The following is a 15,189-nucleotide window of genomic DNA, read 5'->3' on the forward strand; positions in this document are numbered from 1 at the left end:
CGTTTCTTCATTCTGGATCGTCACTTTCATCATGCGATCCACCTTAACGACCGGTCCGAAATTCCGCGACCACCTCTATGATGCCGTTTGGTTCAGAGAAGCATTGAAAGACAAAGGGATACGCGTGTGGATTCTCGGTCGAAAACAGCTCAAGACAACTGTCAAATACGACAAGCGCCGATTCAAACGGTGCAACTGGATTGAAATCATGTTCGGCAGACTCAAGGACTAGCAACTCGATACGACCGATGCCCAAAAGCCCTCCTCTCGCCCATCGCCCTCGCTGCAACCGTCATCCATTGGTTATGAACCCGGATCCTAGTGCATTATGGGTCTTTGGTCCATCGGCACAATACTTTCGCGTCTGGGTGATTGATATCGCAAGGCGCTTTGTGGCGCGATGGTGTTGTAGCGGATACGCCATTGCTCAACCACGATGTGTGCCGCCCTCAAACTGCTAAAGCTCTCGCAGTATATGTTTTCCTATGTGTAACCCGAGCTACCCTCCCGAAATTCGGACACTGACGTACCTGCCGATGCGCCATGGTTTTCCGTATCTGGTCACCGTCATGAAATAATTGTCGATCATGTTTTGATTCTACAGTCGACTGAAGACTATGGAAGGGCGAGAATACTGCTCTCGCCGTCTTTATCATCCCGATAATACGTTAGAATACGTGCTCTGATACTGGCCGACAGAAGATTTACGTACTCGCTCGTAGTGACCCTGAGCGTGGTTCTCTTCAATATTCCGCCAGAGTTGATCAGTCGGAGTTCGGTCGTGCTATCCGTAATCCAGAATGCCAGAAAAATGGTATTGATCACCATTTGGTGCTTCACTCTTGCTGGGTGCAAAGAAGTTCTATTTTCGGGGCTTGCGGAAACAGAAGCGAACGAAATGGTAGCGGTTCTGGCTGCCTCCGGACTCTCGGCAGATCGTGAGCGTGACAAAGACAACATTTATGCAGTACTTGTCTCCGCGGACGAAATTGCGGCAGCGACCACACTGCTACGTAGCAAGGGTTTTCCCCGACCCAAATTCCAATCTCTGGGCGAGGTATTCGCGGCAGAGGGAATTGTCGGAACACCGTTCGAACAACACGTAAGATACATACACGCGATGAATGAGGAGTTGTCGAAAACGATCAATTTGATCGGAGGCGTCAAATCGGCGCGGGTTCTGGTAACAGCACCGCCCAAGGATCGATATGCAACTGAGCCGTCGCCAGCCAGTGCCTCGGTAGTGATCAATCACGAGCACGAATTCGACACTCGAACTGAGATTTCAAAGATCAAGACAATCGTGGCACATTCGGTGCCTAACCTTGATTACGATAATGTAGCGGTGGCACTGTTCCTCGCCGCAGGTCCTTCCGTTACTCTGAACGAGCCGGTAGAAAGTGGTGAGGAGATCCTTGAAGCTGGCCTGGTGACGCCCATTGCTCTGCTACCCGCGGACACCGAAACAATCACCAATTGGATTCTGCCGCTCATCGGTATGCTAAGTTTAGCATTAGCCGGGCTTCTCATGTATTTGCAGCAACGGCGCATGGGTCGGTTCCGCAATCGGTCTTCTCCTGCCAACAAATCGACTGGTCTGGGGACGGAGTGATGACCTCCATCCGTATTCACCCGGACGCCAAACCGCGCGAGATCCATCCCGACTGGATGACCAGAGTGCTGAATGATATTGGCAATTCCACCTTGCGCGAGGCGATCCTGGGTAGCGAACGGTTTGCAGAGCGGATCTTGAACCTACTGCTTTGCAAGACTGCGCCTTCCCCCATTGATCAGCGGGTTGATGTTTCGTTGATACGTTTGAACAACTGCCTGAACGACGCGCTTCTGACCCGAATTGGCCAGCTATGGTTTGCGCCCGTGCTGACGGATCGCATTCTGACACCAGCCGGGCGGTCGGACTACGGCCTGGATGATCGGCGTGGTCTGCGCCTTGTGCTGAACTACCGCAACCATGCGGCCTCAGCTGAAATCGGGGCACTTCCTGTGTCACCCGATTACCGGCGCGAGGGCGCTGGTTGCGTGTGTGCATGGCTCGATCAGCGACCTGAGACAACCGTTGCGGAGCAGTTGCGCCTGACCTTGCGGCTAGATCTGCCAGAAGGCTCCGAGACGCGCGCCCGACTCGTCGCTCGCGTTCTTGACGATGCCGACATCTGCGGAGATTGACTCTTGGACCCGGCGAATACTACCTGTCATGCAACACCCGTCACGCCCGACGAGTTTGACCAGGCCATAAGCTGTGTAACTCGGGCCAAAGCCGTTGCAGCGCATATTATTGCGGATGCCCGCGCAGCTTTGGAAGTTCAGGAAACTGATTTGGCTGCGCGCGTCGCCGAGTTCGAAGAGCGCAGATACAAGGTAGAGGAAACCGAGTTTCGAGCGGCAGTCGACCAAGAGACGATCGCCGCGCACGCTGCAGAGGCAGTAGCGGTTATGGGTCATGCAGCCCGCTTTCAGGATGAGGTCGTGGCCGTCACACCATGGTTGGTCGATCTGGTCGAGACCTGTTTACGCAGGATCGTCGGACAACTTGACCCAGCTGAAGTCCTCGCCGCGACCGTGGCAGTGGCAGTGGCAGAGTTGAAGTCCCGGAACGCGCTTAGCCTTCGGTTCGCAGCGACCGATCACACCACAGTAGCCGATCTTGTCGCCGCCCATCCCGCCCATTTCGCCGCTGTCGCAGAGGTCGTGCCTGACGCAGGGCTGTCGGAAGGGACGGTGCATCTTGAGGGTCGGGGCGGATTTGTCGAGATTGGAATCGCGGCTCAAATCGAGGCGATCCGCAGCGAACTGGAGCGTCTGAGCGATCAGTCAGTTGCGACCCAGTGACCAGCTTGCCGCACATGTTGACCAAAATCGGTGAGGGTTTGGAGCGTTTCAATCCACGCCGCCGGTATGGTCGGCTCACGCAGGTGCATGGCACTGTTATGCGTGCTGCATTCGCGGGGCTTTCCCAAGGGACCATATGCGAGGTTCGGCAGGCTGGATGTGCCAATCTGTTGGCGGAAGTAATCGGGATTGAAGATGACGACGTCGTGCTTTGCCCGTTTGGTTCCGTTGAGGGAATCTCAGCCGGTGCAGTTGTTTCACAAAGCTCAGATGAACTAAACATTCCGGTTGGAAAGGAGCTGCTTGGCCGAGTGATTGATGCGTTCGGTATGCCGATAGATGGCCTTGGACAGCTGTCAGTCGGAATAGCTCTGCGGCCCATCAAAGGTTCCGTACCCCCGCCTATGGAGCGGCCTTTGATCGACAAGCCACTACCGACGGGAATTCGGGCCATCGACGGAACAATGACACTAGGGCGGGGCCAACGAGTCGGTGTCTTTGGTCCTCCGGGCGCTGGCAAATCGGCACTTATCGAAGCGATCTCACGCCACACCGCCGCAGACGTGATTGTGATCGGTCTCGTCGGTGAACGTGGCCGGGAGGTGCGTGAGTTCGTTGAAAGGGACTTGCCGTCCAAAGCGCGCAATCGCGTAGTCGTGGTAGCCGCTACTTCTGATCGCCCGGCGACTGAACGTGCGCTCTGCGCCCATAGCGCGACTGCGGTGGCCGAGGGTTTTCGTGATGAGGGATTGTCGGTTCTATTGCTAGTCGACAGTCTTACCCGTACTGCACGCGCGCTGCGCGAGATTGGTCTCGCGGCAGGAGAGGCGCCAACCCGGCGTGGGTTTCCAGCGTCGGTCTATCCGGCTTTACCCGCCATCATCGAGCGAGCAGGTCGCCATACCAAAGGTGATATTACAGCACTCTACACCGTTCTGCTGGAGGATGAGAAGCAAGCCGACCCGATTGCCGAAGAAGTCAAAAGTCTGACGGACGGCCATTTTTTACTACGCCGTTCGCTTGCCGAAAAGGGCCATTACCCCGCGCTAGATGTTCTTGAGAGTCTTAGCCGCTGCATGAGTTCGATAGTGTCTCATGAGCATAACGTGTCAGCGTCGCGGCTAAGAGCCCGTCTGGCCAAGTACCGTGAGATCGAACTCCTGCTGCAAATTGGCGAATACGATTCTGGCGGCGATCCAGAAGCCGATGCGGCGATTGCAGCCAAGGACTCGATCGATACCTTTTTACAGCAATCTGTGAGCGAAAGATTGCCTTTTGGTCGCATCGTCTCCGCGATGCAGAAAGCCGCGCCATGAAACATGCCATGCAATTAAAAAACATCCGACGCGTGTGCGAGATACGGCAACGATTGGCGCATCGTCGGATGCAAGTAGCTGTGAATTGGGAACGCCAGCGTGCCAATCTGGTCGAAGATGGCCGTGCCATGCAGAGCGCAGCAAATCGCGAAGCCGCAGTGTATATCGTCCGACAATTAGCGGCAGCTGATCTGAGCGTTGGGGCTGCGATAGTCCTCGAAAGCTTGGCGCTTGGGCATCATCACACCGAACGCAAAGCAGTGGCCAGTGCAATCCGCGCAGAACGGCTTGCCGAACGCCATCAGCAGGCAGTTGAACAGCGGAGGCGAGCTGCACAGGGGCTTCTGTTGGCTGAGCAACGCCTCTCGCAGAGGTCTGAGTTGCTGGACCGCACCCTTGATCAGCTTCGGTTGCACGAAGTTGAGGCCGAGGAGGAAGAGATCCAGGAAATATGGATGAATAGGGAGTAGTATGAACATTCACAATGGGATCAGCCGCGACACTAGTCGGGCAGAACCTTTGCGTTGGCCCGAATTGCCGGAACTTTCGTCAGAGGTGGCGGACGCGGAGCGTCGTATATTCCAAAGATCAGGCAATTACAGCTGCAATATAGCAGGCCAGAACGTTGTGATTGCCGGTCCTTTCCGCTTGGACGAGAGGCCGCCGCTCATTGTCGATCTGCGTTTCGGTGAGAACGTGGTTCGAGCATTCCTACCCGATGATGTTCCCGGCATGTTTATGAAGCTCCATGGGATTGAGGACGAATGGCAGGGCTATGATCGGACCACCGTTGCAATGGTGCTTGAACATCTTCTGGCGCCATCATTTGCATCGGTTGATGTTGAGTTTGAAAGCCTTCTGAGGATCGAAACGGTCGATCCGTCTGAAGACCTTGCTACTGATCCGGACCTTTGTTTATCCGTTACTTTCGGCGTTGAAGAAACGAGGATCATAGGACTATCCAGCGAACCTCATCTGCTGACGCAACTGGTTGACAAGTTGGTTGAGGGGCAAGCCCCGGTCAAGCCCCCAGACCTGCGTGACATCCCCTTTACCGCGCAGCTTCTTGGCCCGGCCTTTTCATCGACGCAGGAAGATCTGAACAATGTCCAAATCGGCGGAGGTTTTCTGCTCGAACGGGACTGGGTGGCCCTTAGATGGGCCGAGTTGTTAGTTGCTGACAATCTCATCGCGAACGCGCGGCACAATATGCGCGGCTTTCGTCTGACCCGGAACTTCTCATCCTTTAATTCGACCGATAGACCTCAGGAGGCACTGATGCCAACTATGAGCCAGACCGACCAACAAGGAACCGCGGCTTTGCCTGTGACCGTCAGGATTGAACTGGCCGCAACGACCCTTACGCTCGCCGAACTGCGTAAGATGGAGGCAGGCAGCATCTTGCCCTTTGCCGAAGAACTGCCGAACTCTGTCGGTCTTTTGGCGAACGGCAAGCCATTTGGGAGGGGCGACCTTGTTCGCATAGACGGCAAAATCGCCGTAAGGCTGACCGAGATCGGCTGAGGCAATGGAAAGCCTTACAACACCGATCATTATCAGCTTCCTTGCTGGGTTCATGGTTTTGGCGGTGCTGACGCTGACGTCGTTCATAAAGCTGTCGGTGGTGTTCATGATCATCAGGCAGGCACTTGGTTTACAACAGGTGCCATCAAATATGGTGCTCATGGCCCTTGCCGGATTTACGGCGGTTTTTATCTCGATGCCGGTGTTCTCCGCATCGCTGAGCGCTTTGTCACAAGCAGATGAAAATCTCTCAACTCCCACAGGATTAATTCGTCTCTGGCAGATCGGAATTGCACCGTTTCAGAAGTTTATTCTTGGCAATGTGAATGAGCAGCATCTGGAGTTTTTCATCACCGTTTCAAAGGATCTTTGGGCCGGTTCAGGGATTACGGGTAGCCGGGAGGATTTCATAATCCAGGTACCAGCGTTCATGGTTTCCGAGCTAACCGAGGCATTTCGCATGGGCTTTCTCATCTATCTGCCTTTCGTAGCGATCGATCTTGCAGTTACTGCGATCCTGATGGCCCTGGGGATGCAGATGGTACAGCCGAATATCATCGCCACGCCGTTCAAGCTGTTGACCTTCGTTTTCGTCGATGGCTGGGCCCGACTGGTCGAAGGACTTATCCTAAGCTACGGAGGCGCCTGACATAAATGGAGTCTTCATTTTCATCCCTCCTGGTGTCGTTCATGGTCGATGTGGCTATTCTGGCCGGTGTACCGCTTCTCATCGCAACGGTGTCTGGATTCATTGTGGCTTTCTTTCAGGCTGTAACCCAGATCCAGGATCAGACCCTGTCGCAGACGATCAAAATCTCGGCCGTGGTGATAGTACTTCTCATATTTGGCGCCCGCCTGACCGGACCCTTGATGATATCGACCGTCGACATCTTCGAAAATTTTCACGTCCTAGCACGATAGGACATTGTCATGCTGGACGAGATTGTCATTCTTCTTTCGGATGCTGGTATCACCGCGGCATACCCAGTCCTAGTTCTGATGGTTCTGCGCCCCTTCGGAATGCTGTTCAGCTTCCTGGCCTTTGTTTGGGCACTGCGTGGTGCAATGACAATGCGGATCGCAGTGGCAATTGCATTGGCACTACCTACTCTGGCCGCTCACACAACCGAATTCGAGCGCTTGATCCAGCTGACCTCCACACTGCAATTTCTTCCAATTGCGCTCAAGGAATTCGCGATTGGTTATGCTCTTGGTTTGCTGGCTTCCATGCCGTTTTTCGCCTTGCAGTATGCTGGCGCAGTGACAGACACGTTCCGCGGCGAAAACGACACCGGTAATCAGGATCCAACCGGGGGCACACTTCACACATTTTCGACCGCATACTTGGTCGTAGGTTTCTTTGCATTTTTTAGTCTCGGAGGCTTCGAGAAGCTGATCCAAAGCCTTTATGCAACTTACGGTATATGGCCGCTTAACTCTGGCTTTCCTGTGCTTGACCTCTCCGCCGCGATGCGGGCTGTTGACATACTGACACGCACACTTTTCACCGCGTTCAGCATGGCACTCCCACTGCTTGCAATGCTGGTGGTCATCGAACTTTCGGTTGCGATCGCGGGGCGGCTAGGGCGACGCTTTAATGTCTATGATTTGGCCTTTCCACTGAAGAATCTCGCGACTGTACTGACGATGCCATTGATCATGTGGCTCATCTGGCAAATGTCACATGCCCGCGCCGACGAAACCGTTGAAGCGTTTCCAATTCTGCAGGGGTTCTTCCGATGAGCGGCGGATCAGAGGCCAAAAAGCACGACGCATCGGAAACAAAGCTGCGAAAACAGCGTGAGAAAGGATCAGTAGCAAACAGTCATGAAAGTGCAGGCTTTCTTGCATGTGCTCTTGGGGTCGCGCTGCTTTTCAGCAGCGCGGGTCAAATCTGGAAAAAAATGCGATCAATGGTCGAGATGTCTATTGGGCAGATCAACCTGCCTTTTGACGAAGCGCGCGACGCCAGCGTGAGCACATTGGGCCAAGCAGTGCTGGTTGTGCTGCTACCGGTCCTGGGGATTTCAATTGTCGCCGCTTTCCTGACGGCAATTATCTACAACAAGGGTTTCATCTTTGCCATGAAGCCGATCACGCCTCAGATGTCACGGGTGTCACCATCTTCGGGTTTCAAGCGTATTTATGGGCGGCGCGGCTTGATCGAGACGCCAATTTCAACCGTGCGCATATGCATTTGGCTGGCTTTCGCTGCGCTGCTCGGCTTTTGGCCGGTTGTTGAGTTTACCGGCAATTGGGCCTGTGAGGGGGCGTGCTTTGCCAACCGTTTGGTGCCGGTATTCCGCGTTCTTATCATCGGCGCGATCGTGTTGCTGCTGTTGGTCGCTGGGATCGATATGATCATCCAACGCAAGTTATTTCTTCATGAACAGAAAATGACAGATACCGAGCGCAAGAAAGAACGCAAGGATCAATTCGGTGCGCCGGAAATCCGGCAGGAACGTCGCCGTCGCATGCGAGAGGCAGACCAGCCGCAACGCAAGCCCAATCTGGACAACGCGACAATGTGTTTCTTTTTCGGGGATATCGCTGTCGCCATAGAGTTCCGACCGCCCGAGGTGGCTTTACCACATGTCATGGCCAGGGCTGGGACTGCTGAGGAAAGTCAGCGCTTGCGGATGCATGTTGCCGGTGTTGGTTGGCCTGAACAAGAGCATGAGGAGCTGGCCCGCGCGGGCTTCTCAACCGCACCGGGCGATGTACTCAACGAACAGGCTTTCTCTTCATTCGTAGTGGCGGTCCAGAAGATGTTCCCACAATAGGCTATATGGGGCGTGCCATCAGAGCGTGGGGGGCTGACCAAAACGGTTCTCCAGCCGAAGGGCAACTTCCCTGAACCAGGCCAGAACCCCGCCCGGCCGGATTGCCACGCAATTTTCGGCTGCCACAGCCTCGACCTCATCTGACAAGGTTCTGAGAGCCTCGTCGGTACGGGTATAGACCGGGAGGTCACTGGCAACTGCAATGGCGCGATTATGTCCAATGCTCACCCAAACTGTTCTTTGCCGGGGGACGAGTGAGACCTCGACTGACTGACCATCGGCAAAGCACAAGCGGTTTTTTCGACCACACGGAACGGCAAAAATCTTTGCTTCGAAAGTCCTCTCTTCCTTCAGTTGCGTTCCGATCCGGTCCAGACGCTCAAGCTCTTCGACACTGCGATCGGCAGCTGAGCGACCATCCAGCCCGGTTCCCAGATCTTCGAGCCCCTTACGGGTTTTCAGGATGTCGCGGATGCTCTCAATCAGAGCCGTGCCCAGATCTTCTGGCGTCTCTTCAGTGCTGACGGCAGAGTCGCCAGGCCCGTCATCTAGGCTGGGCCCGGGTGGACGGCGCATCGAACGGCCAACCCGCTTGTGGGTGGTGGGCGCCCCAATTTTCTTTGGCAGGGAGATGACCGGGCCGTACTCCAGATCGTCATCATCTTGTGAACCAGTCTTCTCACTCAAGAAATCTCCGTGCATTTTGCCTCTCAAAGGTGATGGCGCAGCTACTAGACGGCTGCCGTGAACTTAGGTCTGTCGGCCGATCTGCTACCCGAAGCTTTGGTCGTATCGGGCGCCTCCCACCCAACAAGATCGAGCGGGAATGTCGTAATCTCGTTCGCGATCTCGTGCGGCGCAAGAACTGCAAGATGAATGTTGTTGGCGGCCAGATGATTGCGCAGACGGCGTCTGAGCTCCGCAGCCACGACAAGCGCGATCTGACGACCATCGTTTGTCTTTCTGTTTCTCAGATGTCGGATCGCCACAAGCAGGCGTTCATTGGCATCAGGAAGCAGTGCCAAGCCACCTAGTGCCTCATCACCGCTTGTGTTCCGCGATTCAGCCAGCCCACTGCGGATATCGGCCTCCAGACCTGGATCGAGCAGCGCCAATCCCAACAGGCGGTCCGCACCTGCAATTTGGTGGCAGAGTTGCCGTTTCATTGAGCCGCGCAAGCATTCGGCGAGAACCACAGGCGTAATCGCGTCCAGCGTGGTCAGCCAATAGCGGATCGACGAAACCAAAAGCGGCAGCGGCCGCAGGGGGACACCGTCTTCGATCAGATAGCGGAACATCTTGTGTAGCGCCCCGTCATCGATTTCCTCTTCAATCTTCTGCATTAGATCGGGTTCGGCGCTGCGTGCTTCCTCCATAAGAACCATAAAGACAGCCTGGGAGAAGAGCGGTCCCAGATTTTGCTCATAGATACGGAACGTCAGGCAGGCGATCCCCTCCTCGGCTTCGCTTGTAGCAATCTCAAGCTTGGAAAGCGGTCCAAGTACGTTCTTGGGCAACCATATCCCATCAATCACCTGCCAGCTCTGCGCATCATCGATGTCCAGCACTTGGGAAAGCCCCGACGTTTCCTGACCAATAACCAGAATTTTGCCTTCTGGTAGCGTGTCTTGATGAATGGGGACTTCGTCTATGTCGATGACGATGCTCCGCGGGCTTGCAAGATCGCACACGTCTACAATTGGGCGGGCAAAGCGGACACCGCGGATTTTATAAAGCATCGCCAGATGCTCTGACATCTGTCGCTCAATCAGCGTCAGGTCCAATACGGCCGCCAAATCGGGGGCAATTCGCAAGCGGATGCGTTCACTAGCGGGAAGCTCCGCGCCAACATCTGGCGTTTCTTCGGCTTCTGTCTCCTCAGCCTTTGCCCGTTCCACCTCTTCGCCAGCTCTCAGAGTACGCCGCACCACCATTGAGATAATCAGCATCAACGCCGCCATTACCGCAAAGATTGCTGTTGGGAACCCCGGGATCAGACCGATCCCCATAACGATGGGTGCCCCGATTGCGGGGACCCGTGGGTCGGCGATGATTTCGGCTGATATATCCGAACCGAGATCCTTGCCTTCCTGGCCGTCGGCTCGTGTCACGATGATGCCTGCGCAAAGAGACATAAGAAGGGCTGGGATTTGCGCAACCAGCCCATCACCTACGGTCAAAAGTGAAAAAATTCCGATCGCTTCCGAAAAACTATAGCCATGTGCGCTCATACCAACCGCGACACCACCGATCAGGTTGATGCAGATAATGATTATACCCGCTATCGCATCCCCTTTGACGAACTTCATCGCACCGTCCATCGCACCGAAGAACCGGCTGTCCCGGTCTAGGCGCTGGCGTTTTTCCGCAGCTTGTTCTGCAGTAAGGTTACCCGCGCGGGCTTCCGCGTCGATGCTCATCTGTTTGCCGGGCAGTGCGTCCAGTGCGAAGCGGGCACCAACCTCCGCCACCCGTTCCGCCCCCTTGGTCACGACGACGAATTGCACCACCGTGATGATCAGAAAGATGACCAGGCCAACCGCAACCGAACCGGCAACGACGAAGTCACCGAAGGTTTCGATGATCTCACCCGCCTCAGCCTCCGTCAGGATCAAACGCGTCGTACCGATAGACAAGGCAAGGCGGAATGATGTTCCGATTAAGATGACCGATGGAAAGGTGGAAAAGTCCGATGGATGTTTGAGATATACAGCCACCATCAACAGAAACACGGCGAGCGTCATGTTAACAGCCAACAAGAGGTCGATGGTTGTCGGGCTCAGCGGCACGACCATCAGCGTGAGAGATGCGACGATCAGAGCGACGAGGGCAATATCCTTGCGCATGGCGGGAACTCATTGACGCTTGGGTTGGATTTGTCAGGGCGGAATGGGATATCCGCCCTGACACTTGGCAATTGAGAGGTTTATGAGCTGGAGTTACCAGCAGCCTGCTTGGCGGTTGCGGCAGGCATCACCTGTTTGGCTTTCTTTAGTAGCTGTTCAGCCATGCGGACGTTTAACGCCTCAAGCTCATTGGTAATTCTTGCCAGCGCGGCATCACCTTTCGTGCCGCCGCCATCGCCGGCTGTGTCTGGACCTTTCATTTTGTCTTTCCTCTCTATTTTAGGGTTGATGAGATACCGAACCATGTGCCAGTTCAGTTTCCTTGATGGGGCGGTCAAAAACTTTCTGATCGCCTTTACACCCGGACAGGTTTCATTACCCGCGCGGGAATCTCGTATCTCCTAGTTGTCAGACGGCTGGGGATCGGGGCTATCTGTTGCTTCATGCTGACCAGTCCTGGTCGCTGGGTCGGGCGGATCAAAGCCGCCTTCCGCTTGCCGATCATCGCCGATCTGTGCAACCGCCGCCTGACCATAGATTTCGACGTACTTAACTGTGCCTCGCCGGATCACGATGGAATTGCGCGTTGGCGCGCCGGCGTCTTCGGCCGTACTGAGTGAAACCAATGCCTCGACCACTTCGACGGCTCTCGGTGGACCCGAGACCCGGATCGCGGTGCCATTGGCGATCTGCCTGAGGCGGAAGCGAACAGCGCCATCCAAGTCGGCCTCCGCCAAAAGCTGCTCTGCATCTTCGAATTTCAACCCGTTGAGCGGAATGAATCGAGTGGATGTCTCATCCAAGTGGGTAACGGAAAGCGTTCCATCATACACGAACCAATCAATGTCACTATGCTGTGCCAGAGTTGTCATCATCGCCTCCAGGCCACCCTGGAGATGAACATTTTTTACCGTTCCGCCAACAGGATTGGACACCTGTGGTACTAGGCCGTGATGCTCAGCTATCAGACGCACCAGCGAGCCAATGTCTATCTCCACGACGTGGATCTCTTGGACGCTGGATAAAGAAACTGCTGACCATGGCGCTACATGGCTACTTTGATGGAGCGCCCGTCGATCCAACGTTGTCTCGTTTCGAAAGGCTGACTCGCCTGACTCTGCGGCCACCGCAAACGGCAACAATGAAATGACGATAAAAGTCGGCCAGAGTTTAAAGTGCTGTCTGTCTGCAGGCATACCAAAGGTGGCTCCTTCAACAATCATCCATTGAATTATCCATAGTTTGGTAGACTTTCGAATTTGATGCGAAGCCGTACGGAGTAGAGCGCGCGTCGCTTTGGAGGCCGTTTGCGAAGTTACAGCGATCCGACGCGAAGCTACGCATTCACCTCCGTAGCTCTACTGATTGGAGTGTCTACCTGAACACGCCAGCCTGTGCTTGTGAGAGCAACCTGCAAGAAGGAGATTCCAAATGAACGGATCAGAAGTTGGCAAAGACCCTGCTGAAAGAGCTGGTTCGCTCGGGTTAGGGCTCAGTCCCGAAGCCGACGCGGAAGTCATCAAATCAATCGGCATCATGTTCGGCATGCAGATATTCAGGGAAATGCGACAGGAAGAACGGGAAATGATGCCCGAAGAAGGCACAGAGTGACTACAGGAGAGTCCAGTATTGAGGGTGTCGGTGGCATCAAGCTTGCCGACATTTCACAGTCGAGCCATGATGATTTTGTCAGGCAGAAAGAGATCTCGCAAGCTTTCGACGGTGCGATCCAGAAAGCCGTGACATTCCCTTCGAATGTAACAAATCCGGCGGAGCGACCCAATACGTTTTTGGTCAACAATGGTCAGAACAGCTTTGTAGCTCAGCGCGGGTCAAGTGAAACTCATTTAGGTGATGCCAGAAGTTCAGCGGATGTCCAAATCGAACAAGTTATGGGACGCTTCCGTAGCCTCTACGTCGAGATGACCAATTTCAGCGTCGCTTGGAGCGTCGCCAAACGTACAGGTCGCGACATAGAAACTCTTTTAAGGGCACAGTGATCCGAGAGTCCCGCTTATGCCAATTACGCTCAAAACCCATACCAGGCTTGCCAAGTCTCAGCTCCACAAACAGTTACAGTGGATTATTCCAACTACGGCCATTTCTCCGGCGTTAACTGTCGAAGTGCTCAGTGGCAGTCAGGCGGGTACGTCGACAGAAATTAACACTTCTGATTTTACGGTTGGTCCCGACCCAACAAATGACGTCATGCTTCTTGATGATGAAGCTTTGGGGAAAGAGGCTCACCTTGCCTGCGAGCCTTCGATGTTCGGACCGCTCCTCACTGTCAAAACTTTACGAGACGATTTGCAGATTGATGGCGCAGTGATCCAGTCGGGCATAAAGTCCGCACCGGAAAGACTGCCATGCGCGATTGATTTTAATGGGATTTTGCTACGGTTCCAATCAACTGGCAGCTTAGAACGGTCGCATCCACAGAGAAAAGGCCAGACAATAATGCGCTTGTTGCTTTTGGTCGCGTTTTCAGCGTTTGCTGCTCATCTCTACATTACAAATCTACCAGGGTCGTCTTTCATTCTGCACTCCGAGCCTTCGATTGGCGCTTCTGAGCCTCATGGGACAGTAGCTTCTGAACGTGTTGTTAATGCTTTAATTCTCAAGGCGGGTCTGTCCTCCCAGCTTCAGGTTGATCAGCTAGCTGCAGGCACACTATCGATTTCGGGATCGCTTCCTCCTGATAAAATGGAGGACTGGTATGAAATTCGTAGAGAGATTGATGAAGCAGCAAGCGATGCTGTCATAATTAGCGATATCTCAGAAATGCAATCCTTGCCGCAATTACCGCTGATCGCTGCGATAGAGCTTGGCCCCACCCCCATGTTAGTCTTGGCAGATGGCAATAAAATAGGCCTTGGTGATCCAATTGATGACAACTGGATTATCCGTAAAATCGGCAGCGAAACGCTTGAAATTGAGCGCGATGACGAGACCATTGTTGTAAGCTTTTAAGGGGATTGTGCGTGAGCCGCGTCGACAATTATCAGACTGAGAATAGTGTTGAGGTCAGCAACGCAGAGCGCAAACTTGAGACAGCGACTGGCGACATTCGGATCGACACGATCGCCGAAGTAAAACAGAAGGTGAACTATCTCGCTCAGCTCCACACTCCACTGCGGCAACCGCCCGAACTACAGCTGACGCCGATTGGCGCTAGGCAAGCCGACCCACTTTATACGGTATTAGAAAATGAAATCAATCGGATGAGCAATACCGAGACAGGAAAATTCGCATTTGCAGTTGCCGAGCTTGCTTGGCGACTCGAAGGCCCAGTGACGACGTCGGACAATGCCGGAGCGAAAGAGGGGCTCGCAATTTTGTCCCGCGCGGCGCGGATGTATGAGCACCTTTTTATTCTTAGGACCGAGCAAGAGGAGAGTTGAGCAGTGCCTACGCCATCGTCGAAGCTTTCAGGAACACTCCCGCAAGACGTTCACATAATCCATAGCGTGGCGGCAGCACACTTGTTGTTTGGCCAGCACAGCAAAGCGATGGCCCTTCTAGAGCTTGTTCAATGGCTGGAACCTGAGTGCCCAAGAACACTTGAGCTGATCGCGTACTGCGCATTTTATTCTAAGAATTTCGAAAGGGGAATTCGTGCTATTGAACAGTTAAAGGAACAAAATACGCTGGTCGCCGAAGGGTTAAGAATTCGCTATCGTATAGCTGAAAATTCTCCTTTAATGAATCATCCAAATTTCATTGGCTCGTCTTAGCGTTTAGGGGCTACTTGGTAGTACACTTGCATCGAAAATGTAACAAACCGGTATCGGCGCCTAGGCTCAGGACCCATTGATTTCCGCTGCGGGGCGTGTTTCACGGCTGCAAAAAGCGGTGAACATGTCTGATCTT

General features: G+C 54.2%; 20 protein-coding genes and 1 pseudogene. 16 read left to right on the top strand and 5 right to left on the bottom strand.

Annotated elements, in window-relative coordinates; all coding sequences use genetic code 11:
- Positions 1 to 76: 76 nt before the first annotated feature.
- A pseudogene (locus Q1A75_RS21705) lies at positions 77 to 309 on the top strand (transposase); the annotation flags it as partial.
- Between the two features lie 9 nt (positions 310 to 318).
- Here the strand turns inward: Q1A75_RS21705 and Q1A75_RS21710 are convergent.
- The gene (locus Q1A75_RS21710) at positions 319 to 477 is read right to left on the bottom strand and encodes an integrase core domain-containing protein (RefSeq protein ID WP_299554635.1); all 159 of its coding nucleotides are present in this window, start codon (positions 475 to 477) and stop codon (positions 319 to 321) included.
- Between the two features lie 334 nt (positions 478 to 811).
- Here Q1A75_RS21710 and sctJ point away from each other — a divergent pair, with 334 nt between their 5' ends.
- From sctJ to Q1A75_RS21760, 10 genes are read left to right on the top strand one after another with little or no spacing between them, the layout of a single operon-like run.
- Positions 812 to 1,612: a type III secretion system inner membrane ring lipoprotein SctJ gene (gene sctJ / locus Q1A75_RS21715; protein ID WP_299554632.1), complete on the top strand. Its 801-nt coding sequence runs from the start codon at positions 812 to 814 to the stop codon at positions 1,610 to 1,612.
- Positions 1,612 to 2,187 carry a hypothetical protein gene (locus tag Q1A75_RS21720; RefSeq protein WP_299554629.1) on the top strand — a complete coding sequence of 192 codons (576 nt, stop codon included), beginning with the start codon at positions 1,612 to 1,614 and terminating at the stop codon, positions 2,185 to 2,187. Before sctJ ends, Q1A75_RS21720 begins: the two co-directional genes overlap by 1 nt.
- Positions 2,188 to 2,190: 3 nt before the next feature.
- Positions 2,191 to 2,850 carry a hypothetical protein gene (locus tag Q1A75_RS21725; protein ID WP_299554626.1) on the top strand — a complete coding sequence of 220 codons (660 nt, stop codon included), beginning with the start codon at positions 2,191 to 2,193 and terminating at the stop codon, positions 2,848 to 2,850.
- A 14-nt stretch (positions 2,851 to 2,864) separates the two neighbouring features.
- Complete coding sequence (locus tag Q1A75_RS21730) at positions 2,865 to 4,166, top strand: FliI/YscN family ATPase (protein WP_299554624.1); 1,302 nt, start codon at positions 2,865 to 2,867, stop codon at positions 4,164 to 4,166.
- Positions 4,163 to 4,636, top strand: coding sequence for a hypothetical protein (locus tag Q1A75_RS21735; protein ID WP_299554621.1), 474 nt, complete (start codon positions 4,163 to 4,165; stop codon positions 4,634 to 4,636). The genes Q1A75_RS21730 and Q1A75_RS21735 overlap by 4 nt, the downstream gene beginning before the upstream one ends.
- A 1-nt stretch (position 4,637) precedes the next feature.
- Positions 4,638 to 5,690 carry a FliM/FliN family flagellar motor switch protein gene (locus tag Q1A75_RS21740; protein ID WP_299554618.1) on the top strand — a complete coding sequence of 351 codons (1,053 nt, stop codon included), beginning with the start codon at positions 4,638 to 4,640 and terminating at the stop codon, positions 5,688 to 5,690.
- A gap of 4 nt (positions 5,691 to 5,694) precedes the next feature.
- Complete coding sequence (locus Q1A75_RS21745; RefSeq protein ID WP_299554615.1) at positions 5,695 to 6,339, top strand: EscR/YscR/HrcR family type III secretion system export apparatus protein; 645 nt, start codon at positions 5,695 to 5,697, stop codon at positions 6,337 to 6,339.
- 5 nt (positions 6,340 to 6,344) lie between these two features.
- Positions 6,345 to 6,611, top strand: coding sequence for a flagellar biosynthetic protein FliQ (locus tag Q1A75_RS21750; protein ID WP_299554612.1), 267 nt, complete (start codon positions 6,345 to 6,347; stop codon positions 6,609 to 6,611).
- A 9-nt stretch (positions 6,612 to 6,620) separates the two neighbouring features.
- On the top strand, positions 6,621 to 7,433 hold the full coding sequence (locus Q1A75_RS21755) for a flagellar biosynthetic protein FliR (RefSeq protein ID WP_299554609.1): 813 nt from the start codon (positions 6,621 to 6,623) through the stop codon (positions 7,431 to 7,433).
- Positions 7,430 to 8,473, top strand: a complete 1,044-nt coding sequence (locus tag Q1A75_RS21760; RefSeq protein WP_299554606.1) for an EscU/YscU/HrcU family type III secretion system export apparatus switch protein — start codon at positions 7,430 to 7,432, stop codon at positions 8,471 to 8,473. Before Q1A75_RS21755 ends, Q1A75_RS21760 begins: the two co-directional genes overlap by 4 nt.
- 18 nt (positions 8,474 to 8,491) lie before the next feature.
- Here Q1A75_RS21760 and Q1A75_RS21765 read toward each other — a convergent pair whose 3' ends face one another.
- From Q1A75_RS21765 to Q1A75_RS21780, 4 genes are all read right to left on the bottom strand, one after another.
- The gene (locus tag Q1A75_RS21765; protein ID WP_299554603.1) at positions 8,492 to 9,160 is read right to left on the bottom strand and encodes a hypothetical protein; all 669 of its coding nucleotides are present in this window, start codon (positions 9,158 to 9,160) and stop codon (positions 8,492 to 8,494) included.
- Positions 9,161 to 9,204: 44 nt separating this feature from the next.
- Positions 9,205 to 11,319 (bottom strand): FHIPEP family type III secretion protein, encoded by a 2,115-nt coding sequence (locus Q1A75_RS21770; protein WP_299554600.1) that lies wholly within the window; start codon positions 11,317 to 11,319, stop codon positions 9,205 to 9,207.
- Positions 11,320 to 11,399: 80 nt separating this feature from the next.
- Positions 11,400 to 11,624, bottom strand: a complete 225-nt coding sequence (locus tag Q1A75_RS21775; RefSeq protein ID WP_299554597.1) for a hypothetical protein — start codon at positions 11,622 to 11,624, stop codon at positions 11,400 to 11,402.
- Between the two features lie 96 nt (positions 11,625 to 11,720).
- On the bottom strand, positions 11,721 to 12,542 hold the full coding sequence (locus Q1A75_RS21780) for a hypothetical protein (RefSeq protein ID WP_299554594.1): 822 nt from the start codon (positions 12,540 to 12,542) through the stop codon (positions 11,721 to 11,723).
- A 208-nt stretch (positions 12,543 to 12,750) separates the two neighbouring features.
- Here Q1A75_RS21780 and Q1A75_RS21785 point away from each other — a divergent pair, with 208 nt between their 5' ends.
- From Q1A75_RS21785 to Q1A75_RS21805, 5 genes are all read left to right on the top strand, one after another.
- On the top strand, positions 12,751 to 12,930 hold the full coding sequence (locus Q1A75_RS21785) for a hypothetical protein (protein ID WP_299554591.1): 180 nt from the start codon (positions 12,751 to 12,753) through the stop codon (positions 12,928 to 12,930).
- Positions 12,927 to 13,319 (top strand): hypothetical protein, encoded by a 393-nt coding sequence (locus Q1A75_RS21790; RefSeq protein ID WP_299554588.1) that lies wholly within the window; start codon positions 12,927 to 12,929, stop codon positions 13,317 to 13,319. Before Q1A75_RS21785 ends, Q1A75_RS21790 begins: the two co-directional genes overlap by 4 nt.
- 16 nt (positions 13,320 to 13,335) lie before the next feature.
- Entirely contained in the window at positions 13,336 to 14,289 is a 954-nt protein-coding gene (locus Q1A75_RS21795; protein WP_299554585.1) for a hypothetical protein, read from the top strand.
- 11 nt (positions 14,290 to 14,300) lie between these two features.
- The gene (locus tag Q1A75_RS21800; RefSeq protein ID WP_299554582.1) at positions 14,301 to 14,720 is read left to right on the top strand and encodes a hypothetical protein; all 420 of its coding nucleotides are present in this window, start codon (positions 14,301 to 14,303) and stop codon (positions 14,718 to 14,720) included.
- A 66-nt stretch (positions 14,721 to 14,786) separates the two neighbouring features.
- Positions 14,787 to 15,053, top strand: coding sequence for a hypothetical protein (locus tag Q1A75_RS21805; RefSeq protein WP_299554579.1), 267 nt, complete (start codon positions 14,787 to 14,789; stop codon positions 15,051 to 15,053).
- Positions 15,054 to 15,189 lie beyond the last annotated feature (136 nt).

This window comes from uncultured Tateyamaria sp. (genome assembly GCF_947504105.1).
Lineage (GTDB): Bacteria > Pseudomonadota > Alphaproteobacteria > Rhodobacterales > Rhodobacteraceae > Tateyamaria.